Annotated in this window: 13 protein-coding genes and 1 tRNA gene; 4 read left to right on the top strand and 10 right to left on the bottom strand. The window is 35.0% G+C overall.

What is annotated here, in order from left to right; all coding sequences use genetic code 11:
- Positions 1–17: 17 nt before the first annotated feature.
- Positions 18–1,070: a DUF475 domain-containing protein gene (locus ACFIMA_RS03140; RefSeq protein WP_375613357.1), complete on the bottom strand. Its 1,053-nt coding sequence runs from the start codon at positions 1,068–1,070 to the stop codon at positions 18–20.
- A 358-nt stretch (positions 1,071–1,428) separates the two neighbouring features.
- Between ACFIMA_RS03140 and ACFIMA_RS03135 the strand changes: the two genes are divergently transcribed.
- Together ACFIMA_RS03135 and ACFIMA_RS03130 are read left to right on the top strand one after the other, a co-directional pair.
- The gene (locus ACFIMA_RS03135; protein ID WP_375611979.1) at positions 1,429–1,968 is read left to right on the top strand and encodes a helix-turn-helix domain-containing protein; all 540 of its coding nucleotides are present in this window, start codon (positions 1,429–1,431) and stop codon (positions 1,966–1,968) included.
- Positions 1,969–2,357: 389 nt separating this feature from the next.
- Complete coding sequence (locus ACFIMA_RS03130) at positions 2,358–2,537, top strand: DUF1508 domain-containing protein (RefSeq protein WP_142416545.1); 180 nt, start codon at positions 2,358–2,360, stop codon at positions 2,535–2,537.
- 530 nt (positions 2,538–3,067) lie between these two features.
- Here ACFIMA_RS03130 and ACFIMA_RS03125 read toward each other — a convergent pair.
- The 4 genes from ACFIMA_RS03125 to ACFIMA_RS03110 form a co-directional block, all read right to left on the bottom strand.
- A complete protein-coding gene (locus ACFIMA_RS03125) occupies positions 3,068–3,238 on the bottom strand; it encodes a hypothetical protein (RefSeq protein ID WP_375613355.1) in 171 nt (56 codons plus the stop codon).
- A 52-nt stretch (positions 3,239–3,290) separates the two neighbouring features.
- Entirely contained in the window at positions 3,291–3,602 is a 312-nt protein-coding gene (locus ACFIMA_RS03120) for a hypothetical protein (RefSeq protein ID WP_375613354.1), read from the bottom strand.
- Between the two features lie 306 nt (positions 3,603–3,908).
- Positions 3,909–4,163 (bottom strand): hypothetical protein, encoded by a 255-nt coding sequence (locus tag ACFIMA_RS03115; protein ID WP_375693101.1) that lies wholly within the window; start codon positions 4,161–4,163, stop codon positions 3,909–3,911.
- A gap of 15 nt (positions 4,164–4,178) precedes the next feature.
- The gene (locus ACFIMA_RS03110; RefSeq protein ID WP_375693733.1) at positions 4,179–4,304 is read right to left on the bottom strand and encodes a hypothetical protein; all 126 of its coding nucleotides are present in this window, start codon (positions 4,302–4,304) and stop codon (positions 4,179–4,181) included.
- Between the two features lie 609 nt (positions 4,305–4,913).
- Here ACFIMA_RS03110 and ACFIMA_RS03105 point away from each other — a divergent pair.
- Positions 4,914–5,228 (top strand): helix-turn-helix domain-containing protein, encoded by a 315-nt coding sequence (locus ACFIMA_RS03105; RefSeq protein ID WP_007347852.1) that lies wholly within the window; start codon positions 4,914–4,916, stop codon positions 5,226–5,228.
- Here ACFIMA_RS03105 and ACFIMA_RS03100 read toward each other — a convergent pair.
- Entirely contained in the window at positions 5,152–5,334 is a 183-nt protein-coding gene (locus ACFIMA_RS03100) for a hypothetical protein (RefSeq protein WP_375611974.1), read from the bottom strand. The two genes, ACFIMA_RS03105 and ACFIMA_RS03100, sit on opposite strands and share 77 nt — an antisense overlap.
- Positions 5,335–7,031: 1,697 nt before the next feature.
- Positions 7,032–7,108 (bottom strand) — tRNA-Ile (locus tag ACFIMA_RS03095).
- A gap of 170 nt (positions 7,109–7,278) precedes the next feature.
- Between ACFIMA_RS03095 and ACFIMA_RS03090 the strand changes: the two genes are divergently transcribed.
- Complete coding sequence (locus ACFIMA_RS03090) at positions 7,279–8,022, top strand: SIMPL domain-containing protein (RefSeq protein ID WP_375628797.1); 744 nt, start codon at positions 7,279–7,281, stop codon at positions 8,020–8,022.
- Between the two features lie 29 nt (positions 8,023–8,051).
- Here ACFIMA_RS03090 and ACFIMA_RS03085 read toward each other — a convergent pair whose 3' ends face one another.
- From ACFIMA_RS03085 to dnaG, 3 genes are all read right to left on the bottom strand, one after another.
- Positions 8,052–8,513, bottom strand: a complete 462-nt coding sequence (locus tag ACFIMA_RS03085) for a YcgN family cysteine cluster protein (RefSeq protein WP_375613350.1) — start codon at positions 8,511–8,513, stop codon at positions 8,052–8,054.
- A 609-nt stretch (positions 8,514–9,122) separates the two neighbouring features.
- On the bottom strand, positions 9,123–11,138 hold the full coding sequence (gene rpoD / locus ACFIMA_RS03080; protein ID WP_375613401.1) for an RNA polymerase sigma factor RpoD: 2,016 nt from the start codon (positions 11,136–11,138) through the stop codon (positions 9,123–9,125).
- Positions 11,139–11,528: 390 nt separating this feature from the next.
- Positions 11,529–13,466 (bottom strand): DNA primase, encoded by a 1,938-nt coding sequence (dnaG, locus tag ACFIMA_RS03075; RefSeq protein WP_375677918.1) that lies wholly within the window; start codon positions 13,464–13,466, stop codon positions 11,529–11,531.
- Positions 13,467–13,541: the final 75 nt, after the last annotated feature.

The following is a 13,541-nucleotide window of genomic DNA, read 5'->3' as shown; positions in this document are numbered from 1 at the left end:
AAAGAAAGAAATCTCCATTACTTAGATACAACATGTTTATCTAATTGACGATGCTTAAAACGAATCGAAGAATATAATGCCATTCCAATAATACAGACTCCCACAAGTCCTGTTAAAACTTCAGGAACCGATATAATCGTTTGCAGATACATAATCACTGCAAGAACTAGAATTGCATAAAAAGCACCATGCTCTAAATAACGATAATGCAATAATGTTCCTGATTCAACCAACATAATTGTCATAGAACGAACGTAAAATGCTCCGATACCAAGACCTATCGCAATAATAAAAAGGTTGTGTGAAAAGGCAAAAGCACCAACCACGCCATCGAAAGAAAAACTAGCATCAAGAACTTCTAAATAAAGAAACGCCCCTACTCCCCCGTGAGCTACTGTTGTTAAAGTCTTTTGAGGAGTATCCAAGAGATGACCGACAACTTCAACACCGATAAAGGTCAAAAGTCCATAAAGTGCTGCCAATAAAAAAGTTATTTTATTTTCTGCATCAATCTGAGCTGAAACAAATAAGATCAAAATCAAAACAATTGCAATATCAATTCCAACAAGTGCCCCAAACTTTTGAGCAGGTCTCTCTATAACATTAAGCCAATGTACTTCTTTTTCAGAATCAAAAAAATATTTTAAGCCAACCATCATAAGGAAAGTTCCTCCAAAAGCAGCAATCCCCATATGCGCATCGGTTAAAACTTCAGCATATCGATGTGGTTCCCATATCGCTAATTTGACTGCCGCAATTGGATTAATCCCAACAGCAACGACAACCACCAATAATGGAAAAACAATTCTCATCCCAAATACAGCTATCAAAATGCCCCATATAAGAAAACGACGACGCCACAATGGACTCATTCTACTAAGAACACGCGCATTGATAATAGAATTATCAAAAGATAAAGAAATTTCCAAAATTCCTAAAACAAAGCAAATAAAAAAATATTTAAGAAAACCAGTAATACTTTCCGTTTCAAACCAACCAATAACCCCTCCTAAAAAGACACCAATAATCGTGAAAAAAAAAGCAAACCCAAAATAGCGTAATAGGGCCATGATCATTCCTCAAAGTTTATTTTCTACTTCATCTAAGCACACCCAGTACCAATCCAAAGTTTGCATCTCTTTAAAGTTGCATCTATTAATGCAGAGGTGTATAGAATATATATGGTAAAGTTACATGAAAATTCTCTCAAAAAAAGCAAGAGACAAATGTAGCAACAAGGAATTTTGTTTTGAAGTGAATATCAATTGTCAATACAATAAGTGCAAGATTGCTTTCTATCTACACAAATAAAAAAATAACAAGAAATTAAAGCTATAATATTGACATTATATCATAGAATATTAATACATAGTGTGCTTTTATTATTTAATGATTTATACCATGATGATTTACCGAGGGAGATAATTCGTGGCACGTCCTGAAACTGAATCAAAAACCATATTTGGAAAACGTTTACGTTATGTACGTCTTGCTTTAGGCGATCCATCACGTGAAACCTTAGCTAAAAGTTTTAGCATGACAAAAAATTCCATTGCTTTTTATGAGCGTGGAGAGAGAGAACCCAATCTTAGTGTCTTACAAACATACCGCACGTTATATGGTGTCAATATTAATTGGCTTTTAACTGGACAAGGAAAAATGTTTGACACCGAATATACAAAAGGTGATTTTGACTGGAATTATTTTATTAAAAAAATCGAGGGACTGGAAGAAACACTTGCCGATAGTGATCGTAACGAAAAACTAAATCAAGAAAAAATCGACAGTTCTTATGAAAAATTGCAGCAATATTTGTCAAGACAAGGTTTATCAAATGGTTTTAACCCTAAAACTACAACCTCTCTTATCGATATGAAAGCTAAAATGGCCAATTCTTATACCCTTAGCTTATTCATTGATTTACTCATTCGAAGCGTATCCCAAAAAGAGGTTATAGCTAATCAATAAACGTCTATTTCAAAAGAAAAAGCAAGAAATGATTAAACACCAGTATGGAAAGAAGTATTTTTTTACTTTATCCGTGCTGGTGAAGTTTTATATAATTTATAAACTTTATTTCTGTAACGACAGAAAAATATTTGCGTTGTAAATGAAAGTATAGTGTCTTTAAATTAAAAACAATAATTTTATAGTATGAAATTCTCATTCACATCTTATTGACAATAAATTTTTTCTTGTTAAAAGAATAATAGCTCTCATAGAAATTATTTTTTAAGGTCAGAAAATTTAAGGGGAATATATTGACGACTTCCTAGAGAGACATACATTAATGTTTACAAGCGGATTAGTTAAATATTTATCCTGAAAATTATCAGCTATTTTATGAGGTGGGAAGCATGTATTTTGAGGTGTTTCAAGGAGTTCACAATCAATGGTACTGGCGTTTAATCTCAGGAGATGCACAAAAAATTGCTTTTTCTAGTAAAGGTTATCCAACAAAACAAGATATCCTAATCAATATTGAGCAAATAAAAGAAATTACACATAAGGCTCTTATTAGAGAACTACAGTCCTAACGTTCTTTACCATTAAAACAAGCGTTTATTTTGTATAATGGTATGGTAGTTGCTTTTGTGACAAATGAAAAGTGATTGATTTGCCCTCAATGAGAGGAAGTTTTTGTATTATTTCTGACACTCACAAAGAACATTCATATTCTTACAGATTATATGTTTATTTTCAATCATACTCAAATCTCTATAGCCTTTATCAAAAAGAAAATCTCTTAAGTTTTGTATTTTTCATAAAAAATAAACGCACATGAAGAGAAGATAAATCATCAATGAGAAATATATTTACTCTAAAAGATATTAATATCTTTTACGTTCATATTCCTCTTCTGTATCTGATAATCATAACTGACTTACCCATTTCATCTTCATAAAAAGCAAATATCTCTTTCTTTCTATTATCATGCAATTTTTTATACCTATTAGCTGAAACTATCGTAGCATTTATACCTTACATCTAAAAAGAACGTGCAAAACTGTTTCCAGCAATAATATAAAATTGCTGGATTGTATAGACGCGCTTTTTAATAACTAGCCTACCTATAAACTGGTTTATCATCATAAACTCTTATTTTATGATCAACGACGCTCTGTCTTATAACCTTAAATGTTGTCATAAAATCAGAGTAAACTTGAATATTCTCTTCCAATACAATCTCTCCATCAGCACCATAATTGGCTTCATTAAAGTTTATCTCTCTCGTCATTCCAATCTTCCTAACACATTTCCAAACCCTTTAATGCAAAATATGAATACAATCACTCTTTATCATCTTCAGATTTAAGCATTTTTTTATATTTCTTTTCATTTTTTTCATATTGCTTAATTTGTTTTTTCAGTTTTTCAATTGCTTGGTCGCGTCTTTTAATCACCATACTTTGCTCTCTAATAGCCCTATCTCGTTCTTCAGTCATCTTCATAGAATCTCTTAAAAACTCATGCTTTATTCTTCTAGATTCCTCTTTTAAAATTTTCACTTGACTGCGATAATATAAAGAAAATCGAAATATAACCCCGCTGCACAACAAAACAACAATCATTGCTCCCAATAAAATTTCGTTTACACTCATTTGGATCTCCCTTAATTGTCGCTCAAGTGATGATCTTGACCAATTTGTTTCATCCTCAATCAAAAAAAGAATGCAATAAATTGCATGTTCCAAGTGTGAACAATCACTCTCGGCGTTCTTATTTTCTCCATTAAAGCATTGATAAATGACGCAAACAAATCTCTGAAAGCGGCTAAATCTACACTCACACCAATTATTTGCGACACATTTATTGACACAAAATACAAAAAATAAGGAACGTCAAATAAAACTAACGACGCAATCCAATCATACAAGCCTTGCCCAAATCGTTCCTATCTTCCTTTTTTACGCCATGTGGAATGCGGCTATATATGAAAGTTTTTCATTATTACAAAAATCTTCAGTGTCACAAAGCTCAGCATTTCTGTAAAATTTTGCCTTCCCACAAATCTTTACATCACCACAAACTAAAGCATCATTATAAACTCGAGCCTTTCTAAAATCACGAGTATCACCACAAAATTCAATACATTGAGCATTCAAAACTTGATCAAAAAAGACCGCATTAGCATAAACATATGCATCTCCACTCATATTCAAATAACGATAAAGTTCTTATTTTTCATAAACATGCGAACTCTTACGAATAACTAAACAACCATATGTTAATGCATTGTTATCAATAACAATATCATTATAAACACAGACTTCATTATAAACCGCAGCATCATAAAAACACATTCATCCCCATAAGGGCATTGATCGAATGTACAATTCTACCAAACAACCACCTTTGTGGATCAGATTACCTTCCTGTTTAATAAAATATCCAAGATCACTTTTTTGATATTTCCCATTTTTTTACGCATATATAGGATATACCATCTGATAGTGATCTAATTTATTACAATAAAGAAGAAATCAGTATTCTTTATCTATGCAATTTACATCTTTTCTACAGCCATTATCCTATCTCTTAAGGCTCTAAAGCTTCGTTATATTCACACACTACCTCAACGCAGAATTTTTTTTACAAATTCTGATGTTGGGGTATATCTTGATTTATAATGCTGCTACGTATACTATCATAGTGAAATCTCATAAACATACGAGTGTGTATCGCCCTTTCTGGTATACACATTTACTTTTTCACAACCGTGGAACTAAGCAACCATTTTTATTGATTCGAATCTGAAAGTGTATGGGGACATTTTGTTATTAGTTAAAAACAACTCTATATGCTTCCTTAGCGAAGAGCTACACATGGATATTTTCACGCTCCTTGTATCATATATTCTGGATTCGCAACGCAATATTAACGCTATAGCGTAAATATGTAAAGGTCTAAAAATGACAAAGACTGAAAAAGATTGGTTCCAACGCTTAGTTGAATTGATAAAAAGTGACGGACGAACAATGATTGAAATAAGCAGAGCTGCAGGCTGTGGACAAAATTACGTCCAACAAATGATAAATGGAGGCAAGAGGCCTTCTGTAGATAAACTCATGGCTATTTTGAATACACTGGGAAATGCTAGTGCCATATATGTAATAACTGGTTTCAACATCTCCGATGAAGACTTAAAACTCATAACTTTGATTTCGTCTGGAGATAAAAAGAAGATTGAAGCCTTAAATGTTCTGTTGAATGAGCAGAATCTGTAGCATTTTCTACTTTATCCAATATCGCTTGCTTTTGAGACGTCGATAAAGACTCCCATTTCACAATAATATCAGATAAAGTTGTTTCAAATTTTTTATCATTCTTCATAGTCATACTCCATGTAGTCACACTATATAACGCTAAAGCGTTTAAAATATATCTCATACCTTAGAAAAAAATATTTGCAATAGGCAGTATGGAAGCAATTGTGTACAAACTTATTTTACAAAATCAGATGAAGTTCTATTAGTCATGTACCATGGTGAAACAGAAAGCATCACACGATCCAGACCTTCTTATGAAAATTGGTATAATCTATCAAAAACGCGAATAATGTTACGCAGATCTTGCGATTCGGACCAATAAAAACTAATGTGAAAATATCCCTGAAGACACTCCTGAACTCTATATAAGAGAACACGAAAAAGCTTTTTTGAAAAAAATACATCACAATTTATTCTACATAGCACCATCTATGTTTTTTTAACAATATTGCAAAGCGAGAATATAACAATGTTATAGGAATAAATTCTTATAAACAGAGCCACACTACCTAAAACTCTGTAACACATTTACAGGTAACCTCCCCTCTAAACGCACCTTGTAAATACTAATATAAGTCTCTATCATAAGCAAAAATGATACTATCAAAAAAATAAAACGAATCACCACGCACAATCTTTGTACGTAAATTTTATATAGATTTACAACAAGAGAGAAATTCCCTTATGCAAATGACGAATTATATTTTAAAAGTATGACTTTGAAGAAGAAGTATACTTTTCCAAAAAAACACCCTCCCTGCCAATAATTTTTCATAAGAGAAAAAACTCATAATAAAGATAAAACTCTCTATACGATCAATACGAGAAAAATGTTAGCAATACAAAAAAGTGCTAGGGTTACCGCAATATTGCCAATTCCTTATCAGAGTAAAATCAAAAAAGACATCTGCTCTTCAATAATAATTCGGATCACATGAAAACTCTATAATTTAAACATTAAGCAAAAAATACACAAAAACAGAAAATGGCATTTTAACAAATTTTCCAATATCATAGAAAACATTTCTTACAGAATAATAAAATGCTTATTACAATAGAATCTGGATGATGCAAAGCGATAGAAACAATCACTCAATTGACTTTTCAAAGAACAATTAATAAAATTCTTTTCAAAAAACACGCCACCGTCACTATGAACAATATTTCTCAAGATATTAAATAGAATTCCTTTCTTGGGAAAAAGAAAATATCAACGAATGTTATCATCGTTGCCCCATGATACATATGAATGCCCATAGATCACATTCTCTTATACACTAACCTTTCATCACAATGATGCTATTCGAACGTCTAAAAGACATTAACATCACTTAGAAAAAAGCAAATTTACACTAAATGTTTTTTGAGCCATTTGTTCTGAACAGGTACAATCTTTAAAATTGGTTTTATTGAGGTCTGTTTATTTGCAGAACAAGTATAAATAAACTTATCCAATGAAGCTTTTAGCCTTCTATTTTATGAAGAACACCATATAGAAAAAGTACAAAACAGTATATGAATTAAGAAAGTAAATAGCGCCCCATATCAGTTAATCCAAATGCTAAAAGGTTGCAAATGAGAGAACTTCTTTGATGAGACTAAGAAAACATACCATCATATTAAAGCGACTGAGAGAAAAAACTGCAACAAACAACGACCAAAAGCTTCTAAAACAAACAGGAAAATAAATAAAAAACGAAAAAGGTAGAATCTCAAAACTTTTATATAAGCGATCCATTTTTCTATTGTACATTTCCCTATTGGTGGGCCCGGAGGGACTCGAACCCCCAACCAAGCGGTTATGAGCCGCTGGCTCTAACCAATTGAGCTACAGGCCCTAAATAGGTTGTTTCTCTCTAAACTAAAATGCCCTATGATACAAGAGCTGACAAAGATTATAACCCATCTTTTTCTCTTTTCTATTGGTTTTTTTTTCAGTGCTCTAATTTCTTTACAAAAACTCTTAAAAATGAGAGAATAATTAACTGACAAATATAAAGGTATAGATATGATAGAAAAGAAAATTCAACCACTGAAGAGTTCTCTGGTTAAAACAGTTATATTAGCATTTACACTCTTAGCCACATCGTTGACTGTACGTGCTTATGCTGAAGAAAATAAAATGAAAAATGCAACGATTACAGTGACAGCAATCGGAGAAAGTCAAGCAGCACCGGATATGGCCATTATTAATCTAGCCGTTGTTACCTATGACAAAACTGCCCAAAAGGCATTAGCTTCCAATAATCAATCCATCAATGATATTATAAACGCTTTTAAAAACAATGGCATCCAAGCAAATGATTTGCAAACATCAGGCTTATCCATTTATCAGTCAACCTCTGATAAACACCACGAAAAAAAGAATAATGAAAAACTCTATCATGTTTCAAATTCTTTAACCGTGCGCATTCGTGATCTTACCAATGCTGGTAAAATCTTTGATCAAGCGATGACACTAGGTGTTAATTCAGTTAACGGCATTACTTTTACCAACGCAGATACAAAGCCATTTTATCAAGCAGCACGTAAAAAAGCCATTACTGAAGCCATTGAAAAAGCGCAAACGATAGCGCAAGCAGCCGATTTAAAATTAGGAAAAATTATTGAAATCAATGAAAAGGATGATTACTATCACCCAACACCACGTCTCATGAGTAGAGCAGCAGATGTAAGCTACGCAAATACAAATTTTGCAGGTGGTGAATTAAATTATAACGTGAGCGTCACTGTAGTCTTTGCGATCGATTAAGTCACAAACAAGTTGTATAAAAAATCATATTACTGGCCTTCACGTAGAAGACCAGTAATGTGATAAAGATAATCTTCCTCAGATAATAATTCGTCTTCGTAAATCTCTATTTGTCCGCGTGCAGAAATATGCGCTGTATGTACCGTCTGACAATCTCCTGATACCAATGGATGCCACCAATGAAGATCTTTTCCCTCATAAATTAATCTATAAGCACAACTTTCTGGAAGCCAACGCGCTGTTTTAACTGTCGTAATATCTAGCGATATACAATCTGGTACAATTGATTTACGATGAGCATAATCTCGACACCTGCAGGTTTCCCCATCTAAAAGACGACAAGCAATACTGGTTGCATAAAGGTCACCCGTATCATCGTCCTCAACTTTATGGAGACAACAACGGCCACAGCCATCACAAAGGCTCTCCCACTCAGAAATGGAAATCTCTTCTAATTTTTTTACTTTCCAAAAGGGAAGTTCTCCACTCATAAACTCAGACACACCTTTTTTAATTAAGACGATCTATAAAAAATGAAACGTTTAATTTCTATAATTTTATCTATTTCTGTCTCTTAAAAAGATTCAACTCAATGTATACTTTAAACCATGTTCTTAAAAGCTATCTGAATAAAAGAGAATATTCAAAAAATAGCGTATATAAATGAACGTAACCTATTGAAACATCTCTTTATAAACTGACAAAGAGTAAAATGCGTCACCTAAAATGATAGAAAAATTCCGCAAAGAATATACATTTTTCATCAAAAAGTCCGTATGTTGCAATATAAGTTTATTCCTAATAGATCTCATTTCTTAAAAACGAGCCGCGCTATACGCAAGGTAATGTTTTTATCGTTCATTTCTTGAAAGCTCCCCTACTCTCTACTCCATAACCACCCTTTGCCCTATATCTATTCTTCTGAGACAGAGAAGTATAAAGCCCCAAAGCTAAGAAAAACATTAAACATCGAAAACTTTCTAGATTGTTCAAATTCTTCCTATGTTTTTCTCAAGAAAGCATCCAAGTACAACGTGACGCACCTCCCCCTTCATTAAGAAGAAGGAGGAAGTTATTAAAATGCACACGAATTCCTTTATTTAAGAATCGAGAAAACTGCGCAATTTTCGTGAACGGCTAGGATGTTTTAATTTACGAAGTGCCTTTGCTTCAATCTGACGAATACGCTCTCTTGTAACTGAGAACTGCTGTCCCACTTCTTCCAATGTGTGATCGGTATTCATCCCTATTCCAAAACGCATCCGCAAAACACGTTCTTCTCGTGGTGTTAATGAAGCAAGAACGCGTGTTGTCGTATCTCGCAGATTAGCTTGGATAGCTGCATCAATTGGTAATAACGCATTCCTATCCTCAATAAAATCACCCAAATGGGAATCATCTTCATCACCAACAGGCGTTTCGAGAGAAATAGGTTCTTTTGCAATTTTAAGAACTTTTCGTACTTTTTCTAACGGCATAGAAAGCTTGCTAGATAATTCTTCTGGTGTTGGTTCTCGTCCAATTTCATGGAGAATCTGACGCGAGGTACGAACGATTTTATTAATTGTTTCAATCATATGAACAGGAATACGAATTGTACGTGCCTGATCAGCAATTGAACGTGTAATAGCTTGACGAATCCACCATGTTGCATAAGTTGAAAATTTGTAGCCGCGCCGATATTCAAACTTATCCACAGCCTTCATCAAACCGATATTGCCCTCTTGAATAAGATCAAGAAACTGCAAACCACGATTGGTGTATTTTTTTGCAATTGAAATGACAAGACGCAAATTAGATTCTACCATCTCTTTTTTCGCAATTGTTGATTCGCGTTCACCTTTCTGCACCTGCATAACAATCCGACGAAATTCACCAATCGAAATAGCCGTTTCTTGCGCAAGATTTTGTATTTCACTTCGCAGTTTTTGGATTTCTTTTGCTTCACGCACCGAAAACTCTTTCCAACCAGGTGTAGGCAAAGCAGAAATATAATTCATCCAATCCGCGTCCAATTCACGCCCTTGGTATTCTTTTAAAAAGTCCTCATGGCCAATGCCATAGCTATTGGCAATCCGTTTCAGCTTACCTTCATTATGAATCAATCTCTTATTAATGTCATAAAGCTGTTCAACCAAAGCTTCGATACGATTTTGGTTTAAAGAAAGGGATTTTACTGCTTGAATCAACTCACCCTTTAATTGAATATATTTCTTCTTCTGAGAAGATGTAAGAGCCCCCTCTTTACGCTCTGCCAAACTGCTTTCAACATGCTGATCTTGTAATTTTCGTAATTTCACATAGGTTTGAGCAATAAAATCCAATGTTTCCATAACTTGAGGACAAAGTTCATTTTCCATTGCAGCAAGCGATAAGTTAACATCGTCCTCGTCCTCTTCATCATCGTCTTCAATGTTTCTCTCTCCTGCGCTCTCCCCCATATTACGTATACCAGAAGACATTTTTTCTTCTACGGTCTTATCAACTTCACTTCGCTCAATAACAGGAGCCTGCTTTGCTTCTGGACCAGCATAAGTCGTTTCAAGATCAATAATTTCACGAAGAAGAATACGCTGCTCTTTTAACTCGTCACGCCAGATAATAAGAGCCTGAAAAGTCAAAGGACTCTCACAAAGTCCCGCAATCATTGTCTCACGCCCTGCTTCAATACGCTTAGCAATGGCAATTTCGCCTTCCCGCGAAAGAAGCTCAACAGCTCCCATCTCACGCAAATACATACGCACCGGATCATCCGTACGATCTGTTACTTCGCGTTTATTCGTTGTCGTTGCAATTGCGTGGCTAGAGGCTTCTACTAAATCCCCCCCCTCTACCGTAACTTCTTCTTCATAATTTTCAGACTCGACTTCATCCTCATCATCCACAACATTAACCCCCATCTCAGAGAACATCGCCAAGATATCTTCAATTTGTTCGGATGTAACCTCGTCAGAAGGAAGAACTGCATTGAGTTCATCCATTGTTACGTAACCATTTTTTTTGGCAAGTTTAATCATTTTCTTGATGGCATCATCAGAAAAATCAAGAAGAGGACTATCCAAACTCGCTTGGTTTGTTACTTCTGCATTATCTTTCTGTTTAACCTTTGTTGCCATACCATAACTCCACTCGATCACTTCACAGTTTCCATGTAACCATAGTTTCCATGTGACCAGTTTTTTTGTTCTCACTAAAATCTACCAATAGTTACTCATATATACTTCCTGTTAAGAGATTACCATTGGAAAGAATACATTTTGTATACGCCCTGACATCCAGACAAACTTGACATCCAGACAAAAACGCGGGAAAACTCCAGAAGTTTCCCCGACACCTCTCAGCCCTTCTGAGATAATCTCTGCACCCTATCGTAAGAACCAATTTCCCGCTTTTCCTAAAATTTACCCGCTTTTCCTAAAATTTAATTGTCATCTTTATAAAAATGTCACTCCACATAAACTTCCTCATCTAAAATTTAAGTGACTGATTCGCATTAAAAAAGCGAATCATTTTATCGTATCTTGTGTATTCCCGTCTATTTTTTCATCCAACCAACTTCCAAATCCTTCAATTAACGCTTCTGTTGCCTGCATCTGCTCCAGCTCATTTTTTACCTCACGAAGCAGATCAAAAACCTCACTCTTAGGATTTTCTACAAGTTGCTCTTCAATATCCTGTAACCTCTTATGTAGGTGGTGTTCTTGAAGATGCAAGTAGACAGCTTGTTTTAATATAGCACGCGCATCTTCTATAGGGGCTCCACCAGGAATAATACGCATACCAATATTTTGCACAAGATGTTTCATACGCTCTAACAGAGCCTTTTGCCCTCTTTTTTCTAAGAACGCAACCATCGTCTCTTTATCATGAAGCTGTTGGTCCCCAAGAATTTCCAACATAGCTTGATGAAAAATTATCAATTGAGTATTTTTTAATTCTAACTCAGAAAGAATTTCAAAATTTTCATACCACAACTCAGGATAGTAAGCTAAAGTGAGTAAAATGACTGCTTCACGCAAAGGGATAGATTGCGAAGAATTTCGTACTATTTCAGAATTTGCTAACAGAGAAAAGGTTTGATCTTTAAAGGTCCTATTTGGTGAAGATTGACCATATCGCCCTTCCCCCTTTTGTTTTGAAAAAGAGGGACGAAAAAAATCAAAAAGGCGTTTTTTTACATCTTGCAAATAATAACGACGGACATCTTCATCCTTAATCGTAAAAATTTGTTGTTTTAGTTGTTTTTCTAGCGCTGCTCGTGCCTCTGGAATTTCAAAATGCTTTCCATAGGTAGCACGCCACCATAAAAGCTCACTCAAAGGAATAGCTTTTTGCAAAAAAGAAGAAAAAAGCTGTGCTCCACCAGCACAAACAATTTCATCAGGATCTTTCCCTTGTGGCAACAAAACAAAGCGTACACAAACCCCAGCCTTTAAAAGAGGCAACACACGATCAGCAACACGAAAAGCAGCTTTTAAACCAGCATCATCACCATCAAAACACAAAATAGGTTCCTTCCCCATCTGCCATAAAAGCTCAATTTGCGCTTCCGTTAATGCTGTCCCTAAGGGTGCTACAACTCCTTCAAAACCAGCTTTAGTCAATGCAATGACATCCATATACCCCTCAACAACAAGGAGTGAATGAATTTTTTCATCGCCAACAAAGCGACTATTTTTGCGAGCTGCTGCCGCGTTATAAAGTATATTTCCTTTATGAAACAGCACTGTTTCAGGGCTATTGAGATATTTTGCTCGTGTCTCTTTCTCTAATGCACGCCCTCCGAAAGCCACCACACGTCCACGCAAATCTTCTATAGGAAACATAATGCGATTTCTAAATCGGTCATAAGAATCCGCGCTCTCCTCATGCACTGAGAGAAGCCCACATTCTTCCATTTGCTTTATTGAAATGCCCCGTGTACCTAAAGCTTCTTTCAAAGCCGTACGCCTTACCGGTGCAAAACCAATGCGGAAACGCTCTACAAGCTCTGGTGTAACACCACGTGCATCCAGATAACGACGTGCTTGTATACCTCCTTTATCGCGTAAATTATATTGAAAAAAATCTGTGGCAATTTTCATCACATCATAAAGGTCAGCTTTTTCCAGTTGACGTTTATGACTTTGTGAATCCAAAATAGGGAGTTTCATTCCCGCAAAATCAGCCAAACGCTCTACACTTTCTGAAAAGTGCAATCCATCAAGCTCACACAAAAAGGTAAAAATATCTCCACTTACACCACAACCAAAACAATAATAGCGCCCTTTATGATCATCACAATGAAAACTTGGCGTTTTTTCACCATGAAATGGACAACAACACCAAAAGTCTCCCCGTGAAGGCTTACTTTTTCGAGGATCAAAATCCACCCGTTGCCCAATCACTGTTGAAATTGGGAGTCTCGTACGCAGTTCATTAAGGAAATCGGGCGGAAAACGCATTATCTCTCACAGAGTTTGAAAATTCTTTTTTGCATATTTAACGACTTTAGAGCATAATTCCAATACTTCCTCTTA

Source organism: Bartonella sp. AP88HLJMH, assembly GCF_042195605.1.
Lineage (GTDB): Bacteria > Pseudomonadota > Alphaproteobacteria > Rhizobiales > Rhizobiaceae > Bartonella.
This window is presented reverse-complemented; position numbering and strand designations above follow the sequence as displayed.